This is a genomic window from Streptomyces sp. NPDC028907 (assembly GCF_055564995.1).
On record NZ_JBVHVE010000010.1, the window covers coordinates 162,073 to 186,227 of the forward strand.

Genomic DNA, 24,155 nt, shown 5'->3' on the forward strand with positions numbered 1-24,155 from the left:
CGGCTGTAACGCGGTCGACCCGTGCCGCGGTCCGGAATACTGGTGGCTTCTCGCGACGTGGCGACACAGGGGAGCGGCTCGGTGAACTCTGCCGGAAATACGGGTGGTTGGGGCGTGGGACGCGGGAGCGGGCGGCACGCGGTCGTGGTGGGCGGGAGTCTGGCGGGGATGCTCGCGGCACACGTGCTGGCCGGGCACGCCGACCGGGTGACGGTCGTGGAGCGCGACCGGTTCCCGGACGGGACGGGGCCGCGGCCCGGCGTACCGCAGGGCCGGCATCCGCATGTCCTGCTGGAGGGCGGGCAGGTGGCCATGGAGTCGCTGCTGCCGGGCATCCTGGCGGACCTGCGGGCGGCGGGAGCGCCGCGCGTGGGCCTGCCGTCGGGCCTGGTGCTGTGGCAGAACGGCCGCTGGTTCCGCCGGCTGCCCGCGACGACGCACATCTACACCGGCTCCCGTGCGCAGTTGGAGGAACTGGTACGGCGACGGGTCCTGGCCGACCCGGTGATCAGTACGGTGCAGGGGACCGAGGTCGTAGGGCTGCTCGGCGACGCCGCACGCGTGCGGGGCGTCATCCTGCGGGACCGTTCCGGCGACGCCCGCGGGGAACAGCGGGAACTGGCGGCCGACCTGGTCGTCGACGCCTCCGGCAGCGGCACGAAGGCACCGGGGTGGCTCCAGTCGATCGGGTCCGGGGTCCCGCACGAGGAGACCATCGACACGGGTCTCGCATACGCCTCGCGCGTCTACCGTGGCCGCGACGGCGTCCTCGGCGGTGACACCGCCGGCTACTACGTCTACCCGAGCCCGGACCAGGTCCACGCCGGCGGCGCACTGCCGCTGGAGGACGGCAGCCATCTCGTCATCGTCTCGGGGCTGCGCGGCGACGAACCGCCCACGGACGACGACGAGTTCGTGACGTACACCAAGAGGCTGCCGCACCCGCTCCTGCACCGGTGGCTGGACGAGGCCGAACCGCTCACGCCGGCGTTCGGCTACCGGCGTACCGCCAACGTCCGCCGCCGCTACGACCTGCCCGGCAGCTGCCCGGCCGGATTCCTCGCCACCGGTGACGCCCTGTGCACCTTCAACCCGATCTACGGCCAGGGCATGGCCGTCGCCGCGATGAGCGCGGTCGCGCTGCGCGACGCACTGGCCGATCCGCGCCGGACGCCCACGACTCGGCGCGTGCAGCGGGCCGTTCTCGCCGCGTCCCGGCAGGCGTGGGACATCTCCGCCGGGGCGGACCGCAAGATGCCGGGCGCGGTCGGGAACGCGGTGGCCGGCGGGCCCGCGGACCGCGCCGCCGACTGGTACCTCCAGCGCGTGCAGGACCGCGCGCCCGGCGACCCCGTCGTGGGGCGCGCCTTCCGCTCCGTACTGACCCTCTCGGCCCCCGTCACCACCCTGTTCGCCCCGCCCGTCGCCCGAGCCGTCCTCTTCCACCCACCCGCCGCGAGCCCCGCCGAGCCACCGGCGACCCTGGAGGCACCGGGCGCCTGAGCGGCGGCCGGGCACCGCGCGCTGGTGCGGAGCTGACATTTGTCATGCCGAGGGCGGGACGATCGTTTCTACCGGTGACCCGGCGATGGCCACGAAGCTGGGTGCATGACGACGAACACGGGGATCACGGGGGCCACGGGGAACACGGGGACCACCAGGACGAGCACCGCGGGCGGCCGGAATGTGCTGCGGAACTTCGCGCCGCTGCTCATCGATGTCGCAGTGCCTCTCGGGGCGTACTACCTCCTGAAGAACGGCTTCGGGACGAGCACGCTGACGGCGCTCGCCCTGAGCAGTGTCGTGCCGGCCGTGCGGACCGGATGGGGTGTGCTGAAGGCGCGCGAGGTCAACGGGCTGGCCGCTCTGATCCTCTGCGTGAACATCGTGTCCCTGCTGCTGGGCTTCGTGGCGGGCGACCCGCGACTGATGATCGCCAAGGACAGCGTGGTCAGCAGCGTGATCGGGATCGGGATCATCGCTTCCGTGGTGCTCGGCAAGCCGATGATGACGGCCGGTATGAAGCCGTGGGTGGTGAAGGGGAACCCGGGCCGGGAGGCCGCCTGGGCACGACTGCGGGCCGGTTCGGCGCGGTTTCGACGGGCCGAGCGGATGTTCTCGCTGGTGTGGGGTGTCGTACTGCTCACGGAGTGTGTGGTGCGGGTCGTGGGGGCGTACACGCTGCCGGTGGACACCATGGTGTGGGTCGGCAACGTGATCATGGTCGTCGCCATGGGAGTGGGTTTCCTGGTCGGCGGGGCGCTGGGCGCCGGTCCCATGGCCGCGATGGTCGTCGCGGAGGCGAAGCGGGACGCGGAGGCCGCTGAGGGCGTCGAGTCCCTCAAGGGCGAACGCGCCCCCGCCGAACCGGCCACCATCGAGCAGAGCTGACGGGAACCGTGAGCCCTCAGGGCCGAGGCAGTGCAGGACCGTGTTGGTGGTGAGGCTGTCGTACTCACCGGCGAAGGTACGCCTCCAGCTCCGCTGCCCCGGTCAGCATGGCCCGTCCGCGGGCCGACAGGCGGCCGTGCCAGTCGCGCAGTGCGGTCTCCAGTGGTTCCAGCCCGCCGGCTGCCCGTACCTGGGCGATCAGCGGCGCGATCTGCTCCAGGAGGTAGCCGCCCCGCCTGAGTTGGTGGGCGAGCCGGGCGTCCCGTACGGCGTCCTCGTCGTAGACCCGGTAGCCGGTCCCGGGGTCGCGGCGCGGGTGCACCAGCCCGGCGCGCTCCCATTTGCGCAGCGTCGCGGGCCGGATTCCGAGCCGCTCCGCCAACGGCCCGATGAACGTGCCGCCGGGCTCGGACCTGGGACCGGGTTCGGGTGGCGGCGCGATGGGCCGCAGATCGCGCAGGGCCCGCTCCACGGCTTCGAGGGTGCGTCGGTCGTCGAGGAGTTGGGCATGGCTCTCGTCGATGAGACGGAACGCCTCGTCGGGCGCGCCCTCGTTCACCGCCCGCATGATCGACGTCGCCGTCCCGTGGCCGTGGCCGGAGACCAGGGCGAGGAACGCGTCCAGGGCCGCGGCGTGCAGCGAGGTGTAGGTGCGGTAGCCGTGGGGCGTGCGATCGGCGGCCGGGAGGATGCCGGCCTCCTCGTAGTTCCGGATCGCCTGCGTGGACAGACCGTGCCGACGGGCCAGGTCGATCGGCCTGAGCTGTGCGCCGCTTTGAAGGTTTCGCCCCATGGACCCGACAGTATCGCGGAAAAGTTTCAACCGAAGGTTCAACGATACCGTTGAAGCCATGGCTACCGACACCCAGGACAACGACTTCCAGGACATCGCCCAGGCCGTCGAGGCCGCCACCCTCATGAGGCTGTTCCCGGCGGCCCGGCCCCGGCTGCTCGCGCTGGGCGAGCCCACCCACGGGGAGGACGCTCTGCTCGACCTGCGCAACGAAATCTTCCGGCAGCTCGTCGAGCAGGACGGCTACCGGACGATCGCGATCGAGAGCGACTGCATGATGGGCCTGGTCGTGGACGACTACGTCACCTCGGGCAAGGGCACCCTCGACGAGGTCATGGAACGCGGCTTCAGCCACGGCTGGGGCGCCTGCGAGGCCAACCGCGAACTCGTGCGCTGGATGCGCGCCCACAACGACGGCCGGCCCGAGTCGCAGTGGCTGCGCTTCGCCGGGTTCGACGGCCCGCTGGAGATCACCGCCGCCGCGAGCCCGCGGCAGCCCCTCACCGCACTCCACGGCTACCTCTCCGCCTGGGTGGACGCGGACCTGCTCCCGTGCACGGCGGAAACACTCGACCGCCTGCTCGGCAGCGACGACCGGTGGACCGACCCCGCCGCGATGATGGACCCGGCCCGGTCCGAGGGGCAGTCCGCCGAGGCCGCTCGGCTGCGGCTGCTCGCCGACGACCTGGTGACGCTGCTCGACACGCAGTTGCCGAACCTCGTCGAGGCGACCTCCGGCGACGACTGGGACCGCGCGCGCCTGTACGGACGTACCGCGACCGGCCTGTTGCGCTACCACCACTGGATGGCCGACACCTCACCGGCCCGCATGACCCGGCTGTGCGCACAGCGGGACGTGATGATGGCCCACAACCTCATCGGCCTCGCCGAACGGGGCCGGACCTTCGTCCACGCCCACAACTCCCATCTCCAGCGGCCGAAGAGCTCGATGCGGATGTGGGAGGGGCGGGTGGAGTGGTGGAGCGCCGGCGCGCTGGTGAGCGCCGAACTCGGCGAGCAGTACGCCTTCGTGGCCACGGCCCTCGGCACCATCCGGCACCAGGGAGTGGACACCCCGCCGCCGGACACGCTCGAAGGACTCCTGTACGCGCTCCCGGAGGACCGCAGCGTGATCGACGCCACGCGGCTGGCCACCTCCCTCGGCGACACGCCTCCCGCGCCCCGCGTGTCCCCGTGGTTCGGCTATGCCCCGTTCGACCCGGCCCACTTGACGGCCTGCGACGGCATCGTGTTCGTGAAGGACGTCCCGCAGAGCTAGGAGCACCACAGAGCCAGGAGCCGCAGGAGTACGTGGCCGTCCTCGAGGTCCTGGTCGAAGACCTCGGGGCCGGTCAGCGGTCGACCAGCGCGCGGAACGCGACCCGCGTCGGCACGGGTCAGTTGCTGCCCCGGTCCTGGGTCGCGCTGTTCGGTGAGCAGTCGCAGGCGGAGTTACAGGGCGATCAGCCCGGCTGCCGTCGGCTTGAAGCCGCAGGCGTCGAAGTAGAACGAGCGCAGGTGCTCCTCGAAGTCGACATGAAGCCACTGGCACTTCGCGGCACGGGCTTCTTCCGCCGCGGTCGCGACGAGCGCGGCTCCGACTCCTCTCGACCGGCAGTCGCGCGCGACCACGGTGTCCAGGACGAAGGCATGCGCTCCGCCGTCCCACACCACGTTGACGAAGCCGATCAGACGGCCGTCCTCCCGACCGCAGACCCAGCCGAGACTGTGCCGCTCAAGTCGTGCTCGCCAGTCCGTCTGCGCGACGGGGTGGCCGAAGCCGTCGGCATGGAGCGCGTCGAGGGCGCCGTTGTCGAAGTCGCCGCGCCACTCGTACCTGGTCTTCACGGCCCGATCCTCAGCCGGTGTGCAGGATGCGAAAGCGTCCAGGTTCCGCCGGATCCCGATCGACGACCTGAACCGGCGGCCAGGCCCACTGCCACACGCTGATCCCCGGCGTGCGCGAGAACCGGATCGGCCCGCGGGTGCCTTCGACGGCGACCCGCGGCCAGGACTCGGCGATACGCGCCCGGTCCGTGCCCTGGGAACGCAGCACGTCGGCGAGGACGACGACCGTGTCGTAGCCCTCGTGGGCGACGAAGGAGGGCGCTTGCGCCAGCCGCTCGCGCAGGGCGGCCTCGACTCGGGCACCGAGCGGACCGAGGCGCTCGGGCAGATAGCGCAGGAACGGGATCCCGGTGCCGTCGTCGCCCAGCAACCTCGCCCATTCCGCGAACTCCGGTTGCCCGGCCGGAGCGCCGAGCATGATCCGGGCGAGACGCGGGTCGCTGCGGACGGACTTGACGATCGGCACGGCCGGCTCCGGGTGGCCGACCAGGAGAAGGAGGGCTGTCGCGCGGCTGTCGACGAGTTCGTCGCACAGTGCCGTGGGGGAGAGCGTCCGCATGTCGAGTTCGAGGACGGTACCGCCGCGTGGGGCCAGATGGTCCCGCAGGATGCCGATCCCCGAGGCCCAGTAGACACTCGGTTGGCTCGCCACGGCGATACGACTGTGGCCTGCGGCGAGGAGGAAGTCCGCGTAGATCCGCCAGCCGCGGGACTGCGGCGGGGAGAGCCGCGCTACCCAGTCCGTCCGCTGCTCGGTGGTGAGGGCGTCGAGCACCGCCGACGAGCAGAGATACGGCAGGCCGAGCGCGTCCGCCCTGGTGGCGGCGGCGCGAGCGACGACACTGTGATACTCGCCGGCCAAGGCGGCCACGCCCAGCTGAGCCAACTCGTCCACGGCCGTCCTGGCCTTCTCCGGGTCGGCAGCGGTGTCTCGTACCACCAGCTCCAGCGGTCGCCCGCCGATCCCGCCCGCGTCGTTGACCTCGTGGACGGCCAGTTCGAGCCCGGCGAGCAGGTGTTGGCCTGCCTGGACCCAGCCCGGGCGAGTCAGCGGAACGAGAGCGCCGATCCGGACGGACGGTCCGTCAGTTCGGGCTGCCCCGGGTGGCGTTGACGGCGGATTCATGCTTGGGCGTCTCCCGTGTCGGAATCGGGCACCTGGGTGATCATGCCGGTCATTGCATCCATCACGCTCGTCGGCAGGCAACCGAATATCGCGGCGTGGTGAGTCACCCTGAGTGGGGGAGGGGTGCAGGGATTCCAGCGTTGCGGCCCTGCGGGCGTGAAATGGCGCCGGCTGGTTACCCGTCCGTGTTGTCTGGAGGAGTCGTGGATCTCACCGACTGGCTGCTGACCCCGGCCGAACGCGGCAACAGCGCCACACGGCTGGACAGCCGCCGATCGGATCGAACCGCCTGGTCGCACGGGAACCTGGTGCGGCCCCTCATCCATGGCTCGACATACTTCTTGGCACTCCTCGACGCGATCCGGGCGCAGCGCGCGGGAGACCTGCTGCTGTTCACCGACTGGCGGGGCGACCCCGACGAGCGCCTCGACGGCCCCGGCACCGAGATCGGCCGCGTCCTGGGCGAGGCGGCCGCGCGCCGGGTGATCGTCAAGGGGCTGCTCTGGCGCTCCCACCTGGACCGCTTCCAGTTCAGCGAGGCCGAGAACCGCCATCTGGGCGAGGCGGTCGAGGCGGGCGGCGGGGAATGCCTGCTCGACATGCGGGTACGGCCCGGCGGCTCGCACCACCAGAAACTCGTCGTGCTCCGGCACCCGGACCGCCCCGAGCTCGACGTCGCGTTCGTCGGCGGGATCGACCTGTGCCACAACCGCCATGACGACGCGACCCACCGCGGAGACCCGCAGTCCCTGCCCATCGCCGCCGCGTACGGACCGCACCCACCGTGGCACGACATCCAGCTCGCGATACGCGGACCGGCCGTCGGGGACATCGAGGCCGGGTTCCGCGAGCGCTGGAACGACCCCGCCCCGCTCACCCGCAGCCCGTTCGTCCGCCTGCGGGAACTGGCGCACGGCGAGGACACCCATGCCGACCCGCTCCCACCCCAGGCACCCGACCCCGCGCCCTGCGGCACGCACACCCTCCAGGTCCTGCGCACCTACCCCAACCGTCTCCTGCGCGGCTACGACTTCGCCCCCGACGGCGAGCGCAGCATCGCGCGCGGCTACCGCAAGGCGCTGCGGCGGGCGCGGGCCCTGATCTATCTGGAGGACCAGTACCTGTGGTCCCCGCACGTGATCGAGGCCTTCGCCGAGGCACTGTCCGCCCATCCCGGCCTGCGCCTGATCGCGGTCATCCCGTCCGTCCCCGAACAGGACGGCCGGTTCACCCTGCCCATGAACCTGATCGGCCGGATCACGGCCCTGGACCGGCTGCGCCGCGCCAGTGGTGGGCGCGTGGCGGTGTACGGGCTGGAGAACCACGCCGGGACACCGGTGTACGTACACGCCAAGGTGTGCGTGATCGACGACGTGTGGGCCTCGGTCGGATCGGACAACATCAACCTCCGCTCCTGGACCCACGACTCCGAACTCACCTGCGCCGTCCTGGACGAGTCCACGGACCCACGCGAGCCGCGCGACCCGGGCGGCCTCGGGGACGGCGCCCGCCGCTTCGCCAGGGACCTGCGCCTGGAACTCTCGCGCGAGCACCTGGACCTGATGCCTCCCTCGACCCCGCCCGCATCCGACCCCCTGTGCGACCCCCTGAAGGCCTTCGAGGCCTTCGCCGCGAGCGCCGCCGCCCTGGACGCCTGGCACGACAACGGCCGCCGCGGCCCGCGACCCCCCGGGCGGCTGCGCACGTATCACCGACCGCGCCTCTCCCGTACGGCCAGGACGCTGTACGCCCCCTTGCATCGAGTGCTCGTCGACCCGGACGGCCGACCCTTCGGGCTGCGCCGTCGCAACGACTACTGACGGACGGCCACCGCCGGCCACAGCCCCTCCGCGTCTACGGCCCGTCGTGGTGTGAGGCCTCCGCCACCTTCTTGAGCGCCGACGTCGTGGCCGCGTCACCGACCTTGGCGGGTTGCTCGTGCCGGCCGACCTCCGGCCGGTCGTGCTGGAAGTGGGAGGGGGCCAGCCTGGCGCCGGGGCCGGAACCCTCGGGCTCCGGCACGGCGTCGTCGGCGGTTCCCGCACGGACGTCGCCGGAGCGCACGGCCGTAGAACGATCGCCGTCCCGCGTCGCCCCGTCTTCCTCGCCCTGGCGCGGGCGCGGCTGGGTCAGCCAGGCGACGGCCGCGCCGGTGAGGGCCACGGGCCACTCCACCACGCCGGCCACGCCGAGCACCCCGGCTCCGGTGTACACCGCGATCCGCCGTCCACGCGGCGAGACCGCTCCGATCCGATCCAGCGCCCCGTCGGCGACCCTGCCCACCTGCCCGGCTCCGGGCAGGCGGCGCAGCCCGGAGCCGAGCATCCGCAACGGCTGAGGTAGATCCGAGGAACGCGTCGTCCTGACCTGACTCACTGCGCACTCCCTCCGCGCTCCGTCAACGACCCCGTACGTCATCGACTCTCGCCCGGGTTTCCCCTGACGTGCGACATATGCGGCATCCGAGGCGCGCGTGCAGTGGCTACGGCAGGGGGGTGTCCACGGCAGTGGAGTGGCTACGGCAGCAGCACCCCCGGATTGAGGACGCCGGCCGGATCGAGGGCGGACTTGGCGGCGGTGAGCGCGGCGGCGAAGGGCGCGGGGCGCTGACGGTCGTACCAGGGCCGGTGGTCTCGGCCGACCGCGTGATGGTGGGTGATCGTGCCGCCGTTCGCCAAGATCGCCTCGGACACCGCGGCCTTGATGTGGTCCCACTGGCCGACGAGGCTGCCCCAGCGGCCGGGCGCGTACACGCTGAAGTACGGCGCCGGGCCGTCCGGGTAGACGTGGGTGAACCGGCAAGCGATCACCCCCGCCCCGGCCACCTCGTCGACGGCCCGCCGTGCCGCCTCCGTGACCGCCTGGTGCAGGGCGCCGAAGCCGTCCCAGGTGCAGGCCGTCTCGAAGGTCTCGGCGATCACCGAGTGGCGGGCCAGGGCGTCCCGCTGGTACGGCATCCGCAGAAACGACGAACGCCATGTCCCGGCGACGGACTCGCCTCGCGCGGCACCGCCGGACCCGTCGGCGGTGCCGGCGTCGGACGGCTCGCCGCCGTGGTCCCGGCAGAGTTCCACCGCGTGCTCCAGGCTCGCCCGCACCGGGTGGTCCGCCGACTCGAAGGCGAGGACGAGGAGCCCGCCGCCGACGCTCACACCCGCGTTGATCAGCGCCTCGGTCGCGTCGAGCAGACGGCAGTTCGCCGGGTTGAGCCCGCTCTGCGCGACGGCCCGGGTGGCGGCCACCGCCGACGCGTAGTCGCTGAACCGCACGGAGGTGCCGGCGCGCTGCCGCGGGCGCTCGCGCACTCGCATCCACGCCTCGGTGATGATCCCCAGCGTCCCCTCACTGCCCAGGAAGAGCCGGTCCGGCGACGGACCGGCGCCCGAGCCCGGCAGCCGCCGTGACTCGCTGATCCCGACGGGCGTCACCACGCGCATCGATTCGAGCAGGTCGTCGATGTGCGTGTAGAGCGTCGCGTAGTGCCCGCCCGCCCGGGTGGCGAGCCAGCCGCCCAGCGTGGAGAACTCGAAGGACTGCGGGAAGTGGCGCAAGGTGAGGCCGTGCGGCCGCAGCTGGTCCTCCAGGTGCGGGCCGTACACGCCCGCCTGGATCCGCGCGGCCCGGCTGGTGGTGTCGATCTCCAGGACCCGGTTCAGGCGCTCCAGGTCGACGGTGACCACTGCGGGGTGGTCCTCGCACCGCGCCTCGACACCGCCGACCACCGAACTGCCGCCGCCGAACGGGACCACCGCGATGCCCTCGCGGGTGCACCAGTCGAGCAGGTCGGTCACGTCACGCTCGTCGCGGGGCCGGGCGACCAGGTCCGGTACGTGGCGCAGGTCCCCCTGCAGATTGCGCACGACGTCCCGGAACGCCTTGCCGTGCGCGTGCGCGGCCCGGTCGGCCGGGGCGGCGGAGCACAGCTCGGCGAGGGAGGCCGGGGGAGTGACCCGCGGGCCGGGCAGACCGAGCGACGCGATGCTCGGCGGCTCGTGATCCATCAGCTCGCCCGGCATCACCGCCCGTACCCGCCCCAGCAGCGCGTCCAGCTCCGCACCGCCCACCGCGTCCTCGACGTTGCCCCATCCCCACCACGATCGCGTCATGCCGCCCGCTTCCCTTGCCGTCCGCCGGGCTCGCACCCGTTGAATTGACCGATGGGTAAATTACCTGCGGGTCAGATGGTTGGCTAGGATGCGTCGCATGGGCAAGGCCGGAACCAAGGGCGTCTCCCGCGTCGACCGGGAGCGGCAGATCATCGACGTGGCCGTGGAGGAGTTCGGCAGACACGGCTACGCGGGCGTGTCCGTCGCCGCCGTCGCCGCTCGCGCCGGCATCTCCAAGCCGCTGATCTACAGCTACTTCGAGTCCAAGGACGGTCTGTACGTCGCCTGTGTCCACCATGTCGGCGGCCTGCTGGTGGACTCGGTGGCCGCCGCCCGGTCCCGCGGCGGATCGACCGCTCACGCCGTCGACACCCTCACGGCGCTCTTCGCCGCGGTCGAGCACTGCCGGTACGCCTGGTCCGTCCTCTACGACCCCGCTCTCCCCCCGGCCGGCGAGATGCGCGACGTCGTGAACCTCTACCGCGAGCGGCTGGCCGCCATGGGAGCCGCCGGTGCCGCGCGGCTGCTCGCCGGCGCCGGAGACGACGACCCGCTCGACCACGACCTGCTCAACCACGTGTGGCAGCACGCCGTCACGGCCGTCATGCGCTGGTGGTTCGAGCACCCGGAGCAGAGCACGGCCGAGATGACGGCCCGTTGCGCCCGCCTCCTCGCGGCCCTGGGCACCGGCTGAATCCGGGTGACTAGCGAGTGATCGCGTCGGCACCCGCCCGCGCGAACTTCTCGTCCAGCGCGCCGGACGGGGCACCCGCGACGCCGACACCGGCGATCGGTGCCTCGCCGGCGGTGACGGGCACGCCGCCCGCCAGGAACAGGGTGCCGGGGATGTCCTTGAGGTTCGGGGCCTGCTCCAGGCGCTCGGCCAGCTGGGAGGTGGGGGCGTTCCAGGCGACCGCGGTGAACGCCTTGCGCTCGGCGGACTCGTAGGACTGCGGGCCGGCGCCGTCGCCGCGCAGGGTGACCACAGTGTTGCCGTTGCGGTCGACGACGGCGACCGTGACGCGCTGGTTCTCCTTCTCGGCCGCGTCGAGGGCGGCCTGCGCGGCCTTGGTGGCGGCGTCGATCGTCAGGTGGGTGGAGGTGGTGGTGGCCCGGTCCGGGGCGACGGCCGACGTGGCGGCGGCGGACGTCGTGGCGGGGGCCGAGGCGTTCGCGGACACCGCGCCGAAGCCCGCGAGGGCGACGACGGCGAGTACGGCACCGCCGGTGGCGACGCGGGCACGGCGGGAGAGGTTCTGGTGCACTCGGTTCATGGGTCGGTCGACTCCTTCGGTGGGCGGGCGGCCCGGTTGCCGCCCCGCTTCGTCGCTCTCCACCCTCGGCCCGGAACCGGGCCCCGCCGGTCGGCGTTCCGGCTGGCTCCCGCTCGCGCGACGGACGACACCCGGGTCATCCGATCGGTTGACCTCCCAGGCCCCCGGCCGGGCCACAATGGAGGTGTTTGCCCAGTTCAGCGCCCACGAGTGGAAGGGGGACCCGCATGGAAGACCGGTCGTACGAGCCGGACACCGTGGACACCCGGTGGCTCGGCGCCGTGATGCACGCGGCGTTCTTCCTGCTGCTCGGCGGAGCGCTCGCCCGATTCCTGCTGCGCCACCCCGGCGAACCGCGTACGCCGTGGATCATCGCGTTGTGCGCCGTCCTCACCTTCCTGCACCTGCTCGGCCCCAGGCCCGGCGACGCGGGCCCCCGACCCACTCGGCGCCGCACGGCGTGGCTGGCGCTGGTCGTCGTGGTGTGGATGGTCCTGGTCGTGCTGGCTCCCAGCTTCGCCTGGTGCGCGGTGCCCCTGTTCTACACCGGCCTGCGCACACTGCAGCCGCGCGCGGCCCTCGCCCTCGTGGCGCTCCTGACCTTGTTCGTCGTCGCCGCCCAGGTGCAGCTCGCCGGCCGTTTCGACCCCAATCTTCCTGCGCCGACCCCGGCCCACCCTCACCGACCGCGAGCGCGACATCCTCGCCCAGCTCGCCAGGGGCATCGGCAACCGCGGCATCGCCCGCGCGCTGTACATCAGCGAGGCCACGGTCAAGACCCACCTGAGGCGCATCTACGACAAGCTCGGCGTCGACACGCGCGCGGGCGCCGTGGCGGTCGCCAAAGAGCGACGGCTGCTGCCGTGACCATGAAGGGGCGGGCCGCCCACAAGGGTGCGTCCCGCCCGCGTCGTCGCTCAGAAGGCGAATGCCGCCGCCCCCTGAGTTTCCTTGATGCAAGGATTGGCGAAGGTGTGCTCGTAGTTTATCCGTGTACCACGCCATACCCCTTGAACCGTCACGACAATGGGGCGGTATTCCCTGGTGCAGGGCTGCCCGGTGTCATTTCCGCGGAGGGTGGCCAAGCGGTCGAGATCCCCGTTCACACGGTCCAGGTCCGCACAGGCCTGCCGCGGGTCGGGATGCGTTCCCGAGGTGGTGTACGCACAGTTCACCGTCACGGCGCGCTCCGGTGTCGTGGTGGCGGCCTTCTCCCCGTGACCTGTGGTCATGACCAGCGCCGACGGAGCGTACAGCGAGGCGGGGGCGGCGGGTGCGCTGTGAGCTGGCACGCTCAGGGGCCCCGCGAGTGCCGTGCTCAGCAGCGCTCCTGTCATTGCCCAGCGCGTCATGGGACGCATGGTGCAACTCCCTTCTGTCTGCGGTGTTCGATGCCTCGAAGTACCCACCCTGTCACTGTCGTCTCAGGAGGCTGGAGCTGAATTCTGTCCCGTCGCAGGAATTCGGACCCTATTGCCTATTCAATCAGTGGCGTGATCGGTCGGCCGGTTCCTGAGGTCGAGGTGGTGACGGGAATTTCATTCGGGTCGTCGGCTCAAGGAGTGGCTGATGTGCCTGTGCTATGAAATGGCCGGAAAGCTGTGAGTGAGTTTTCGGCCCCGAAGGGGGTGGGGCAGACGCGTCGCGCGGACACGCCGACGGGCCGCCAGGCGATGCTCGTCCTGGCGGCCTCGGGCTCGGTGTCGTACGAGAGGCCGTACGGAGGTAGGGCGCCGGCGGTCAGAAGTCGGTGGGTAGTCCGCTCACCTCGGCGATGCCCCGGAGCTCCTCCGTCAGCCTGTGCCGTTCTCTGATGTAGTCGGCGATCTCGCCGAGGCGGGCGGGGTCGGAGGCGGTGGTCGCGTCGGTGACGATCCTGACCGGACCGGTCTCCTCGACGTCGATCTCGATCACTTCGTTGTCCAGGCGGCCGGTGACGGCGGTGGCGATGACGAGGGCGGCCTCGTCACGGACCTCCTGGGGCAGCTCGTCGGCCGCCCCCGCGTCCAGCGCGAGGTCGTGACTGGAGAGGCGTTCCTCTTCGATCGCCTTCAGGACCGGTTCCACGGCGCGCAGCAGGAGGCGGTAATCCTCCGTGTCCATCCGGATGCGCAGGAGGTCCAGGTACGCGTCCACGGCCCGGCCGTCACCATGCGCCCGGCCGTCGCCATGCGGAATCTCGGAATCGCTCATCCGCTTCGTGTTCCCCATCAGCCGCGACTCAGACGCGCCGCCAGCGCGCCATGGCGAAGGAGAACACCCCGAACAGCACCAGCCCGACCGCGACGCAGACCAGCAGCCAGGGGCCGAGGGGCGTGTCGGCGAAGGTCCGCAGGGTGTCGTCCAGCCCCTTGGCCCGTTCGGGTTCGTAGTCGACGGCCGCACGGACGGCGAAGACGCCGGCCACGGCGAACACCAGCCCGCGGGCGGCGCCGCCGACCACGCCGGTGACGTCCACCAGCCGCCGGGCCCGGCGGCGCATCTGCCCGAGCCGTAGCTCGTCGTGGTACTTGCGCAGGACCGCCCGTACGGCGATCCAGCCGCCGGTCACGACGACGGCGATCCCCGCCGCGCCGACCAGCCACTGCCCGGCGGGGATCTCCAGAGCCCTGGCGGTGGCATCCCGGGACTGCTGGTCGCTGGACCCACCGCCGCCGCGGTTCCGGCTCGCCGCGAACGACAGCACGGAGAAGGCGACGACGACGTAGAACGCGAACCGGACCACCGCCAGCAGCCGCTTGCGGGCACTGCGGCCGTCCTGTCCGACGGAGCCGAAGACCGCCTCGGACAACCGCCACAGGGCCATGCCGACCAGCCCGATGCCCAGCGCCCACAGCAGCACCGCGCCGAACGGCTTCTGCGCCAGTTCCTCCAGTGCCCCGCCACGGTCGGCCTGCCGACTCGTGTCGCCGAAGGCGACCTGCAGCGCCAGCGCACCCACCAGCAGATAGATCACACCCCGGGCGGCGAGACCGGCCCTGGCCGCCCCCTCGACGACCGAACCCCGCGCCACCCGCCGCGCCCGAAGACGTCCGGTCCGTGCCAACGCACTCGTGTCCATCGCGACCTCCCGGGAATCCGGATGCCCCGACTGGACCGCCACACACACCGGCCCTGCTCGGGCGCGGTGCCACTCAGCCGACGGGCGGCATGTCCGTGGGGCTGGAGTCGAGTCCGGGGCGCTCGGCGGCCCACGCGCCGCGGGTGAAGTCGGGGATCTCCACCGGGCGGCCGTCCCGCGCCAGGGACGCGGCGCTGAGCGGGACCGCCGCGCACCAGGCGGCCGAGTCGTACACGTCGATGTCGGGCACCAGCCCGGCACGCATCAGCTGGACGGTCCGCCACTGCAGGACGTAGTCCATGCCGCCGTGCCCGCCGTTGTTCGCGGCGTCGTCCCCGACCTTCCGCCACAGCCAGTGGTCGTACTCCTTGCGGTAGTCGGCGAAGTCGCGCCAGGTGTGGCCGGCGTGGTCCGGTTCGAGATAGACGCGCGCGCCGGTCGGGGAGGGCCCGGCGTAGTCCTCGACGATGCCGCGGCTGCCGGCGAGCGTGTTGATCCTGCTGTACGGCCGGGGCGAACTCACCTCGTGCTCGGCCCGGATGACCCTGCCCCGCTCCGTCTCTATGAGGCAGGTGACCAGGTCGCCGTTGATGTACGTCTCCTGCCAGGACGGATGGTCCCGGGGCATGAAGCGCTCGCGGTAGTCGGCCAGGCCCCTCGGCGCGGTCGCGGTGGCGCGCAGGGTGGTCATCCGGTCGCCGCGGTTGATGTCCATGGCCGCCGCGATCGGGGCCAGGCCGTGCATCGGGTACAGGGACGCGGTGCTGCGGGTGTGCCACAGCCGCCGCCAGGAGTCGGTGTAGTACGTGTCGGAGAAGAGGAGTTCCCGCAGGTCGTGGCAGTAGCCGCCGTGCCCGTTGGTGATGTCCCCGAACAGGCCGGCGTGCGCCATCCGCAGCATGGCCAGCTCGTTGCGGCCGTAGCTGCAGTTCTCGGAGAGGAACAGGTGCTTTCGGGTGCGCTCGGAGGTGTCGACGAGGTCCCAGAGCTGGCGCAGTTCGGTGGCGACGGGCAGCTCCACCACGGCGTGTCTGCCGCTCAGCAGCGCGGCCCGGCCGTGCTCGTGGTGGAACTCCCAGGGCGTGGCGACGTACACCAGGTCGATGTCGTCGCGCCTGAGCATCCGGGCGTAGGAGTCGGCTGATCCGCCGTACTCGGCGGGGCGGGGCTCGCCCTTGCTCTGCAGTCGGTCTGCGGCGCTTCGAGCGCGGTCGGCGCGGATGTCGCAGACGGCGGTCACGGTGCAGCCGGGTACGGCCGCCCAACCCGTGATCATGCCGCCGCCGCGGTTGCCCAGGCCGATGACGCCGACGCGGACGGTTCTGTGGACCTCGAACGGCACGCCGATCATCGACCTCTGCCCGGGACGCCGGCCGGGCGCCGGTCCGGTCGCGGCGGACGCGGCCGGTGCCGCGGTGGTCATCCCGGCCGCGAGCGCGCCGGTGGCGACGGCTCCGCCCAGGAGCAGTCGGCGTGAGACAGCGGGGGTTTCGGACATGACGACAACACTCCTCGTGAGGTGGCTTGCATCACTGCCGGTGCACTGTCGGGACGGTGGGGTCTGTCGGGGCATGACTCTGCGGGCTTCGCGAGGGCATGTCAATATGTGCTCGATAGAAAGCAGTTACGAGCAGGATCGAGCATTGGTGCGGTGGGCTGACCGCTTGTCAGGAGTCGGCCGCCGCACCGGCTTGACGCCCGTCGATGACTCATTTCAGTGAATGTCGCTCGGCCTGCGGCGTGCTGATCTCCCCTCAGCAGGCGGCAGGCGGAACGATGAACCCCGACTCCCGACCCCCAGCCGCGGCGCCGGGGGCTGCCTGGAGACCACGCGTGCACGGCGAGCGGATGTGGGCGGTTTGCGTGACTGGCGGACTGACACGGGTTGTACTGCAGGAGCGCCCCGAGGCGGCGGTGCGGTTGTACTGCCTGCCGCCGGCCGGCGCCGGAGCGGGGTTCTTCGCGCCGTGGGCGGACTTGATGCCGGCGTGGGCGGAGATGTGCTCGGTGAGCCTGCCGGGCCGGGGGAGCCGCGCGGAGGAGCCGTCGCTCACGGACACGGCTGCCGTGGCCGCTCAGGTCGCGGAGATCGTGGATGACGCCGCCGATCCGCGGCCGTTCGCCGTGTTCGGGCACAGCGTGGGCGCTCTCGTGGCCTTCGAGGCGGTACGAACCCTGCGGAACTCGGGTGGTCGTTTGCCGTTGTGGGCGGGCTTGTCGTCGCTGCGCGGGCCGCAGGACGCCGCGTACGCGAGAGGTCTTCTGCCGCTGCTGATGGGAGGACTGGAAGGGGTGGGCCAGCTGGTGGGCGGGCCGATCCCGCAACGGCTGCTGAAGGATCCGGTGTTGATGGCCGTGGCGTGCACGCCGCTGCTGGCCGACTGCCTGTTGCTGTTGCACCATCGCCACCGCGACGAGCCTGCCCTTCAGGTACCGCTGGCGCTGTACGGAGGCGCGCAGGACCCGACCACCAGCGTGCGGCAACTGCTCGAGTGGAACGAGCTGTTCAGCGCGGCGGCCCAGCCGCGGCTGTTCGAAGGCGGCCACATGTACATGCACGGACAGACGGAGCACGTGGTACGGCGAGTGGCGGCCGACCTCGGCACGGTGGTGCACGAGGCGGTGCTCGCCGTATGACGGCGCACCCCGGTGGAGAGGCGGATGCCGGGATCCGACGGGGTTGGGCGGCCGGGGTGGTGTGCCTCGGGCTGTTCATGCTCGGCATGGACCTGACCGTCCTCAACGTGGCCGTGCCGCAGCTGCGCGAAGCCCTGGACGCCACAACGGCCCAGGTGCAGTGGATCGTCGACGGCTACGCGCTGATGCTGGGCGGCAGCGTCCTGGCGGTCGGAGCGGTGACCGACCGGTGGGGGCGACGACGCTGCTTCGTCCTGGGGGTGGCCGTGTGCGGCGCGTCGTCGGTCGGCGGGGCGCTGGCCGGCGAGCCCTGGCAGGTGATCGCGTCGCGGTGCGGCATGGGAGCCGGGGCGGCGCTGCTGATGCCGGCGACCCTGGGATCCCTGCACCACATGTTCCCCGAGCCGGAGTTGCGGCGTCGCGCCATCGCCGTGTGGGCGGCGGTCGGGGGACTCGGCGGGCTGAGCGGGCCGGTGATCGGCGGCTGGCTGGTCGAGCACGCCTCGTGGCGGGCCGCGTTCTGGATCAACCTGCCGCTGACCCTGGTGATCATCACGGCCTCCTGCCTGCTCGTCCCCGAGTCGCGCGCACCACGGTCGGCCGCCTTCGACGCCGTAGGGGCACTGCTGTCCACCGCCGGCCTGCTGGCCCTGGTCTGGGCGATCATCGAAGGCCCGCACCAAGGCTGGACCAGCGCGCAGGTCGTCACCGGCTTCGCGCTCGCCGGGCTGATCCTGGCCGCGTTCCTCGCCTGGGAGCGCCATGTGCGGGCGCCGATGCTGCCGTTGCGCCTGCTGGCCCGGCCCGGCATCGGTGTCGCCGCCGCGGCCCTGGCACTGATGTCCTTCGCCCTGTTCGGTGCCCTGTTCGTCCTCACCCTGTACCTGCAGGGAGTCCTCGGCTACAGCCCCGTCGAGGCAGGGGTGCGCACCCTGCCGCTGCCGGCCGGGCTGGCCGTGGGCGCGGCGGCGGCCGTCGCCGTCCAGCGCCACCTGGGCATCAGGGCAACCGTGGTGAGCGGGCTGCTCGTGGTCGCCGTCTCACTCGGCGTCTGGGCCACCACCACGGTCCAGTCCGGCTACGGGCACTGCGCGCTGTTCCAGACGATCGCGGGCGTGGGGGCCGGGCTCGTGGCGGCGGCGGGCACCGAATCGGTGATGGAGTCGGTGCCCACGGAGCAGGCCGGTCTGGGCTCCGCCATCAACGACGCGACACGCCAGGTCGGTTCCGCGCTCGGCGTCGCGGTGCAGGGCTCCCTGCTGACGGCCGTGTTCACCGCCCGCTTCGTAGAGGCACCCGCCGTGACGGCCACCGGGCCCGAGGTGGCCGACGCCGCACGGCACAGCCTTCTGTCCGTACCCGACCAGGCCGGCCTCCTGCCGCCGGCCGAGCGGATCGCCGTGCTGTCGGCCGCCCGTGACGCGTTCATCGACGCCATGACGCTCACCGCGACGACCGCTGCCGCCGTGGTGCTGCTCACCGCGGCGGCAGCGGCCCGCTGGCTCGCCCCACGCACCGCACCCCTGCCGTCACCGCACATCCGACCAGGACCGCTGCCGGAAGCGGGGACGCCCCTTTCCGACTGACCACCCACACCGCTGACCCGCCCACAGTTCTGGAGGCACCCATGGCGACGACCCTGGACACCATCACCCAGGTGCTCACGGAGACCTTCCCGATCGACGCCGCCGACATCACCCCCGAACGCACCTTCGAGGACCTCGGCCTCGACTCGCTGGCGCTGCTGGAGATGGGCCTCGCGGTCCAGGAGAGCACCGGCATCACACTCAACGACACGGAACTGCCGAAGACGGTCGGTCAACTGGTCGCCCTGCTGGACACCGCACGCCCCGACATCGCGCAGGCCGACACCGCACCAGCCGACCCGGCCCTTGCCGCCACGGACAACAGCGCATGACCCGTGTCGCGATCACCGGCCTGGGCATCGTCAGTCCGGCCGGCCTCGACGCGGAGAGCACCTGGCAGACCCTCCTCCAAGGCACCTCGACCGCGCAGCGGGACGAACAACTGGCCGGACTGCCCGTCGACATCTCCTGCCAGGTACCCGGCTTCGACGCCCGTCGGCTGGTCGGCCCGTCCGCCTGGCGGCTGGACCGCTTCACGGCCATGGGCCTCCTCGCCGCCCGCGAGGCCCTCGCCGACGCCCACCTGGACCCACGGACGTGGGAACCGCCCCGGGTCGGCGTCGTGATCGGATCGGGCACCGCCAGCATGGAACGCTACGACCACGAGTTCGCCAAACTCGCCGACAACCGGCCCCTGGACATCTCCCCGCTCGCCATTCCGCGCAGCGTGCCCAACATGTCCGCCGCCGAGATCGGCCTCGACACGGGCGCCCGTGGACCGAACCTCACCGTGTCCACCGCCTGCGCGTCCGGGGCCACCGCGATCGGCATCGCCCGCGACCTGCTGCGCGCCGGGACCTGCGACATCGTGCTCGCGGGCGGCGCCGAGTCCGTGCGTCACCCCATCCCCGCCGCATGCTTCCACCGCATGGGCGCGCTCTCCCGGCGCACCGACGACCCGGCCCGGGCCAGCCGCCCCTTCGATTCCGCCCGCGACGGGTTCGTCCTGTCCGAGGGCGCGGCCGTCCTCGTCCTCGAACGCGCCGACCACGCCCGTGCCCGCGGCCGCCGGCCACGCGCCTGCCTGGCCGGATACGCGGCCACCTGCGACGCCCACCACTACGCGGCCCCCCACCCCCAGGGCCGGGGCGCGGCCGAGGCGCTCACCGCCGCACTCGCCGACGCCGGCCTGGAACCCGCCGACATCGGACACGTCAACGCCCACGGCACCGCCACCCGTCTCAACGACCTCGCCGAAGCCCGCGCCCTCACCACCGTGTTCGCCGCGCCGCCACCCGTCACATCGCTCAAAGGGGCGATGGGCCACGCGATCGGCGCCGCGGGCGCGATCGAGGCGGCCGTCACCGTCCTGACCCTCCAGCACGGCCTGATCCCGCCGACGGCCAACCACGAGGACACCGCCCTCGACATCGACCTCGACGTCGTCGCCAAGGCCCCCCGCACCACGCGCGCCACAGCCGCCGTCAGCACCTCCTACGGCTTCGGAGGCCAGAACGCCGCCCTGGTCCTCACGACCTGCTGAGCGACGGCTCGACGGAGCTGTGGCGCGCCCGCGTCCGGGTGGGTCAGATACCGAACGGTGCGGCGTAGCGGACGGTCCCGCTGGGCAGCGGGTGTCCGGCGTCCAGGGCGAGGGCCATCAGGGCCTCGTCGGGTACGTCGATGGTCAGGCCGATGCCGTGGGCGGAGGCGCGGGTGAAGCCGAACCGGGGGTAGTAGGCCGGATGTCCCAGGACGACGACGTGGCGTTCGCCCATGTCCTGGGCGGCCGCCAGGGCGGCGCGGACGGCCGCGGAGCCGGCGCCGCTGTTCTGCCGCTCGGGCCGGACGGCGCACGGGGCCAGGCACAGGGCCGGCGTGTCGCCGATGTGGCAGCGGGTCAGCAGGGCGTACCCGACGGGTCGGTCGTTCTCGTCCGTGGAGACGAGGGACAGACCCTCGATCCAGCAGGGGTCGGCCCGCAGCGCGTCGACGAGGTCGGCCTCCAAGGAGGTCTCGAACGCGGACAGAACGATGTCACGGATGGCGGGGATGTCGGCGCTGGTCTCAGCGCGCGTGGTCCAGTTGCGCATGATGGATGAGGATCCGTTCCCAAGTGGTGTTCGTGTGGACGCCCCGCGGGCTCACGTTCCCGGTGAGGGCGGACAGGACGAGGTCAGGCCACGGCCCGGGACGTGAGGGAGACCCGGACGCTGCGCACGGTGGCCTTCAGCGCGGTCATCAACCTCACCTCCCTGCTTCCCTGATCTTCCGTCGACACGAACAGGGCACGAGCATACACACGGCTCCCGGAGGACGGCGGGATCGGGTGGTGTCACTCCTCGCGGCACACCGTGTCCGGGTCGGCGCCCTTGCGGCCCGGCGGGGCGGACAGCGGTTCGTCGCTGCCGGCGGGCCGACCGCACACGGTGACCGACCGTACCTTGTGGCCTCGGTAGGTCACCCGCACGATTTTGTACGCGTGGCCCCGCTGGTCGGCGTAGGGCTGACTGCCGGCGAAGCTGACCGTGCCGACCGGCAGGTTCGGGTTGGGGCGCCAGCGCAGGTCGGCCCAGGTCTCCGGAGCCGTCTGCGGGGCGTCGCCGTTCTTCGAGGCGCGGTACAGCACCGCGGTGGCGCTGTAAGCCAGTACCGCCTGGCCGCTGGAGAAGAGCGCGTCGCCCCAGGGTCTGGCGGGATCGGCGAGGGGGGTCGCCGAGGTGCCGGTGGGGAGCAGGTCGCCGAGCACGCGGTGGGCGTCCTCGTAGAAGCCGGCCGCGCCGACGAGGTCCATCGGTGCCAGCGCGAAGTGGTAGAGAGTGACCTCCGGCGGGATGCGCAGGCTTTCGCCCTCGTCATAGTTGCTCTTGGCCAGGTCGTCGCCGGTGAACACGGTGATGTGCCGGCCGGAGCAGCCGGGCGTCGAGCCCAGCTGCGACATCAGGTTGGGCACGTCCTCCACCCGGCCCGCGAAGTACAGGGCCCTGGGCGCCGGGTCGCCGGCGCAGATGTCCTCCACCGGGGCGGTCAGTTCCGGTTCGCCGTTGGGGCTCAACTCGTAGGAGCGGGAGGGCAGCGGCTCGAAGCCGGCCCGGTCCAGCATCCCCTTGCCCACTCTGGCCTGCTCGGTCGTGTAGAAGTCCTTCTCGCTGCCGACCTTGCGGGCCAGCACCACGGCCCGGGTGCCCTCCGCGCGCCGGGCGAGTTGCTGGGCGACGACGAGCAGTGCGTCGGCCTCCTCCTCGTCGGTGGCGGCCAACCCGAACCAGTTCGACAGCTTCCGCGCCAGATGGCTGCCGGAGTTGGTGGTGCTCACCACGGGCAGACCCGCGCCCTTGAGGATCGCCACGGCGTCGTCGCTCTCCGTGGTGTCACGTCCCAGTCCCACGACACCGACGACAGACCGGTCGCGCCGGGCGAGCTCCGCTATGTGCCGGGCCATGGGCAGCACCTGGAGCATGTTCTCGCCGGCGTTGGCGAGCAGGACCCTTATCTTCGTCGGCTGATGGGTGCTGACGTTGGCGTAGTGCTGGTAGAGGTAGACACCCGTGATCTCCTCCAGGCCCTTGCGGGTGTCCGACTCGTCCGCCGCCGTGACCGGACCGGCGTAGACGATCGTCACGTACTTGTCCGCGGGGCCGATCTTCGCGTTCTCGGCCCTGATCGCCTCCTCGACGGCGTCGAAGGTCACGCCCTTGCCGGCCCCGTACAGTTCCAGCCCGTTGCCCGCGGCCAGCCGTACGTCCCCGGTCGCGACGCCCACACACTCGCCGCCCACCAGAACCGAGTCCGTGTTGGAGCCGACCAGCCGGCCCTGGCAGTAGCGCTGGGCCATCCACCGGTTGCCCAGGAAGCCCAGACCCAGGGCGATGGCGAGGACCACCGCGAGGCAGGGCCGGGACCACAGCAGCCAGGCGGCGGTACGGCGGATCCGGGTGGTGGAGTGCTGCGCGGAGTGCCGGCGGCGCAGCTCTTCGGCGGACAGCGGTATCCACAGGATCCACGGCAGTGCCGCCGAACGCCCGGGGGACTGGCCGACGTTGAGGCCGGTCACCCACTCCTGGTACCGGGCGTCCGCCGCGAAGGCACGCTCCGGATCATCCGGCTCGGGCCCGTCGGGCCGCGGTACGGCGAGCCGTCCCAGATCCTCGGATCCCGGCGGTCGCAGCCGCTCCGCCGCCGGGATCGCGGCCAGCACCAGCAGCGGGTCGACCTCGCTGCGGCGGGTGCGCACATTGCTGATCGCCCGCAGCAACAGCAGGCCGCCGTCGTCCTCGGTGGCACACGGCAGATACACCACCGGCGGCACCGTGCGCTTGCGGCGGCGCAGGTCCAGGGTCCGCGGCCGGAAGTTCTCGCGGAGATCCTCCAGCAACGCCAGCACCCGCAGCTCCAAATGGAACTGACGAGCCGTCGCATCCCCGGCCTGGGCGGCCACCACCTGCTGGGCGACGGCGAACGCCCGGCCGCGGATGGTCTCCCAGGACTTCGTCGGCCGCCACCGGGACCATTCGGCGGCCGCCGGCCGGTCACTCGAAGGCGCCAGGAACGTGGTGGTCGCGAACCACCGGCTGGCCCGGCGCAGCCACAGCAGCGGCGGCGCGCTGCGCGCCAGCAGGTGCACCACTCCGAACGCCGCCAGCGCCAGGGCACCGCCCCACACGGCCGTCTGCCACCCGCCCTCGCCCAGCAGCACGCTCAGACAGGCGATGAACATCGCGCCCACGAAGCCCGACGGGTTCACCACCGCACCGACGGTGTCCGACAGCGCCGAGACACGCCTCTCCTCGTCGACGCCGTCCGGATCGCGCTCCGGACGCCAGCGCAACTCGGCCAGCCGCCGCATCAGCCGTTCGCGACGCTGGGCGGCGGACCACACCGTGCTCACATCCCCGCCGACCTCCGGCGCGGCCTGCTCGATGGCCCGCAGCAGCCGCGAGCGCGGAAAGCCGAAACCCTTGTACTGCGACTGGTTCTGGTTGTCCCAGTGGTGCTCGCACAACTGGCGCACCATGTCGATCGCCGAGGAGTACGCGTCCGCGCCGCCTCCGCCGTCCAGCCGCTTGGCGATCAGCCCCCGCGGCTGATGGCCCTGCCGGACGAACTCCACGACCTGCGCGACCCGTCGGTCCAGGGTTGCGGTGGTGTCCTCCTCAGCGGCCTGAAGGACCACCAGCGGCGTCACCGGCGGGTTGTCCCGGAAGTTGTCGATGAGCCGCCTCATCAACTCGAACACCGCGTCCGCCGCCTCTATCCCGGCGCTGCCGCTCCATACCTCTCTCGCCACTCGCTCCGCCCCCGTCGCATCCGCCCGAACCGGCACCGCCGGATCC

At 72.2% G+C, this 24,155-nt stretch carries 21 protein-coding genes and 2 pseudogenes; 11 read left to right on the forward strand and 12 right to left on the reverse strand.

Annotation, left to right across the window (positions count from 1 at the left end; genetic code table 11):
• The first annotated feature begins 114 nt into the window (after nucleotides 1-114).
• Together ACZ4UU_RS29025 and ACZ4UU_RS29030 are read left to right on the forward strand one after the other, a co-directional pair.
• Nucleotides 115-1,503, forward strand: coding sequence for an FAD-dependent oxidoreductase (locus ACZ4UU_RS29025; protein ID WP_471906314.1), 1,389 nt, complete (start codon nucleotides 115-117; stop codon nucleotides 1,501-1,503).
• A gap of 105 nt (nucleotides 1,504-1,608) precedes the next feature.
• Nucleotides 1,609-2,391, forward strand: coding sequence for a VC0807 family protein (locus ACZ4UU_RS29030; protein WP_471906315.1), 783 nt, complete (start codon nucleotides 1,609-1,611; stop codon nucleotides 2,389-2,391).
• Between the two features lie 64 nt (nucleotides 2,392-2,455).
• On the opposite strand, the gene ACZ4UU_RS29035 is transcribed toward ACZ4UU_RS29030, so the two are convergent.
• Nucleotides 2,456-3,184, reverse strand: coding sequence for a TioE family transcriptional regulator (locus tag ACZ4UU_RS29035; protein WP_471906316.1), 729 nt, complete (start codon nucleotides 3,182-3,184; stop codon nucleotides 2,456-2,458).
• Between the two features lie 58 nt (nucleotides 3,185-3,242).
• Between ACZ4UU_RS29035 and ACZ4UU_RS29040 the strand changes: the two genes are divergently transcribed.
• A complete protein-coding gene (locus ACZ4UU_RS29040) occupies nucleotides 3,243-4,463 on the forward strand; it encodes an erythromycin esterase family protein (RefSeq protein WP_471906317.1) in 1,221 nt (406 codons plus the stop codon).
• A gap of 173 nt (nucleotides 4,464-4,636) precedes the next feature.
• Here ACZ4UU_RS29040 and ACZ4UU_RS29045 read toward each other — a convergent pair whose 3' ends face one another.
• Nucleotides 4,637-5,032: a GNAT family N-acetyltransferase gene (locus ACZ4UU_RS29045; protein ID WP_471906318.1), complete on the reverse strand. Its 396-nt coding sequence runs from the start codon at nucleotides 5,030-5,032 to the stop codon at nucleotides 4,637-4,639.
• A 10-nt stretch (nucleotides 5,033-5,042) separates the two neighbouring features.
• Complete coding sequence (locus ACZ4UU_RS29050; protein ID WP_471906319.1) at nucleotides 5,043-6,158, reverse strand: ABC transporter substrate-binding protein; 1,116 nt, start codon at nucleotides 6,156-6,158, stop codon at nucleotides 5,043-5,045.
• Nucleotides 6,159-6,361: 203 nt separating this feature from the next.
• On the opposite strand from ACZ4UU_RS29050, the gene ACZ4UU_RS29055 reads away from it, so the two are divergent.
• Nucleotides 6,362-7,978 (forward strand): phospholipase D family protein, encoded by a 1,617-nt coding sequence (locus tag ACZ4UU_RS29055; protein WP_471906320.1) that lies wholly within the window; start codon nucleotides 6,362-6,364, stop codon nucleotides 7,976-7,978.
• 34 nt (nucleotides 7,979-8,012) lie between these two features.
• Here the strand turns inward: ACZ4UU_RS29055 and ACZ4UU_RS29060 are convergent, their stop codons facing one another.
• Both ACZ4UU_RS29060 and ACZ4UU_RS29065 read right to left on the reverse strand, forming a co-directional pair.
• Entirely contained in the window at nucleotides 8,013-8,534 is a 522-nt protein-coding gene (locus ACZ4UU_RS29060; RefSeq protein ID WP_471906321.1) for a hypothetical protein, read from the reverse strand.
• 140 nt (nucleotides 8,535-8,674) lie between these two features.
• Complete coding sequence (locus tag ACZ4UU_RS29065) at nucleotides 8,675-10,264, reverse strand: FAD-binding oxidoreductase (RefSeq protein WP_471906322.1); 1,590 nt, start codon at nucleotides 10,262-10,264, stop codon at nucleotides 8,675-8,677.
• Between the two features lie 97 nt (nucleotides 10,265-10,361).
• On the opposite strand from ACZ4UU_RS29065, the gene ACZ4UU_RS29070 reads away from it, so the two are divergent.
• The gene (locus ACZ4UU_RS29070) at nucleotides 10,362-10,958 is read left to right on the forward strand and encodes a TetR/AcrR family transcriptional regulator (RefSeq protein WP_471906323.1); all 597 of its coding nucleotides are present in this window, start codon (nucleotides 10,362-10,364) and stop codon (nucleotides 10,956-10,958) included.
• A 10-nt stretch (nucleotides 10,959-10,968) separates the two neighbouring features.
• Here the strand turns inward: ACZ4UU_RS29070 and ACZ4UU_RS29075 are convergent, their stop codons facing one another.
• Entirely contained in the window at nucleotides 10,969-11,538 is a 570-nt protein-coding gene (locus tag ACZ4UU_RS29075; protein WP_471906324.1) for a GlcG/HbpS family heme-binding protein, read from the reverse strand.
• A gap of 227 nt (nucleotides 11,539-11,765) precedes the next feature.
• On the opposite strand from ACZ4UU_RS29075, the pseudogene ACZ4UU_RS29080 reads away from it, so the two are divergent.
• Both ACZ4UU_RS29080 and ACZ4UU_RS29085 read left to right on the forward strand, forming a co-directional pair.
• Nucleotides 11,766-12,269 (forward strand): annotated as a pseudogene (locus ACZ4UU_RS29080) (sensor histidine kinase); the annotation flags it as partial.
• Nucleotides 12,196-12,405: pseudogene (locus ACZ4UU_RS29085) on the forward strand (response regulator transcription factor); the annotation flags it as partial. The pseudogenes ACZ4UU_RS29080 and ACZ4UU_RS29085, both read left to right, overlap by 74 nt.
• A 50-nt stretch (nucleotides 12,406-12,455) precedes the next feature.
• Here ACZ4UU_RS29085 and ACZ4UU_RS29090 read toward each other — a convergent pair.
• The 4 genes from ACZ4UU_RS29090 to ACZ4UU_RS29105 all read right to left on the reverse strand — a co-directional run bounded on the left by ACZ4UU_RS29090 (nucleotide 12,456) and on the right by ACZ4UU_RS29105 (nucleotide 16,097).
• Entirely contained in the window at nucleotides 12,456-12,899 is a 444-nt protein-coding gene (locus ACZ4UU_RS29090) for a subtilase-type protease inhibitor (protein ID WP_471906325.1), read from the reverse strand.
• Nucleotides 12,900-13,278: 379 nt separating this feature from the next.
• Entirely contained in the window at nucleotides 13,279-13,731 is a 453-nt protein-coding gene (locus ACZ4UU_RS29095) for a hypothetical protein (protein WP_471906326.1), read from the reverse strand.
• A 28-nt stretch (nucleotides 13,732-13,759) separates the two neighbouring features.
• Complete coding sequence (locus tag ACZ4UU_RS29100) at nucleotides 13,760-14,599, reverse strand: DUF1206 domain-containing protein (protein ID WP_471906327.1); 840 nt, start codon at nucleotides 14,597-14,599, stop codon at nucleotides 13,760-13,762.
• Nucleotides 14,600-14,672: 73 nt separating this feature from the next.
• Nucleotides 14,673-16,097, reverse strand: a complete 1,425-nt coding sequence (locus tag ACZ4UU_RS29105) for a Gfo/Idh/MocA family protein (protein ID WP_471906328.1) — start codon at nucleotides 16,095-16,097, stop codon at nucleotides 14,673-14,675.
• A 335-nt stretch (nucleotides 16,098-16,432) separates the two neighbouring features.
• Between ACZ4UU_RS29105 and ACZ4UU_RS29110 the strand changes: the two genes are divergently transcribed.
• From ACZ4UU_RS29110 to ACZ4UU_RS29125, 4 genes are read left to right on the forward strand one after another with little or no spacing between them, the layout of a single operon-like run.
• Nucleotides 16,433-17,236 carry a thioesterase II family protein gene (locus tag ACZ4UU_RS29110; protein WP_471906329.1) on the forward strand — a complete coding sequence of 268 codons (804 nt, stop codon included), beginning with the start codon at nucleotides 16,433-16,435 and terminating at the stop codon, nucleotides 17,234-17,236.
• Nucleotides 17,233-18,822, forward strand: a complete 1,590-nt coding sequence (locus tag ACZ4UU_RS29115; protein ID WP_471906330.1) for an MFS transporter — start codon at nucleotides 17,233-17,235, stop codon at nucleotides 18,820-18,822. The genes ACZ4UU_RS29110 and ACZ4UU_RS29115 overlap by 4 nt, the downstream gene beginning before the upstream one ends.
• Before the next feature lie 41 nt (nucleotides 18,823-18,863).
• Nucleotides 18,864-19,154 carry an acyl carrier protein gene (locus ACZ4UU_RS29120; protein ID WP_471906331.1) on the forward strand — a complete coding sequence of 97 codons (291 nt, stop codon included), beginning with the start codon at nucleotides 18,864-18,866 and terminating at the stop codon, nucleotides 19,152-19,154.
• Entirely contained in the window at nucleotides 19,151-20,365 is a 1,215-nt protein-coding gene (locus ACZ4UU_RS29125; protein WP_471906332.1) for a beta-ketoacyl-[acyl-carrier-protein] synthase family protein, read from the forward strand. The genes ACZ4UU_RS29120 and ACZ4UU_RS29125 overlap by 4 nt, the downstream gene beginning before the upstream one ends.
• Before the next feature lie 43 nt (nucleotides 20,366-20,408).
• Here the strand turns inward: ACZ4UU_RS29125 and ACZ4UU_RS29130 are convergent, their stop codons facing one another.
• Together ACZ4UU_RS29130 and ACZ4UU_RS29135 are read right to left on the reverse strand one after the other, a co-directional pair.
• Nucleotides 20,409-20,915, reverse strand: coding sequence for a GNAT family N-acetyltransferase (locus tag ACZ4UU_RS29130; RefSeq protein ID WP_471906333.1), 507 nt, complete (start codon nucleotides 20,913-20,915; stop codon nucleotides 20,409-20,411).
• 242 nt (nucleotides 20,916-21,157) lie between these two features.
• Nucleotides 21,158-24,109 carry a type 1 periplasmic-binding domain-containing protein gene (locus ACZ4UU_RS29135; protein ID WP_471906334.1) on the reverse strand — a complete coding sequence of 984 codons (2,952 nt, stop codon included), beginning with the start codon at nucleotides 24,107-24,109 and terminating at the stop codon, nucleotides 21,158-21,160.
• Between the last annotated feature and the right edge of the window lie 46 nt (nucleotides 24,110-24,155).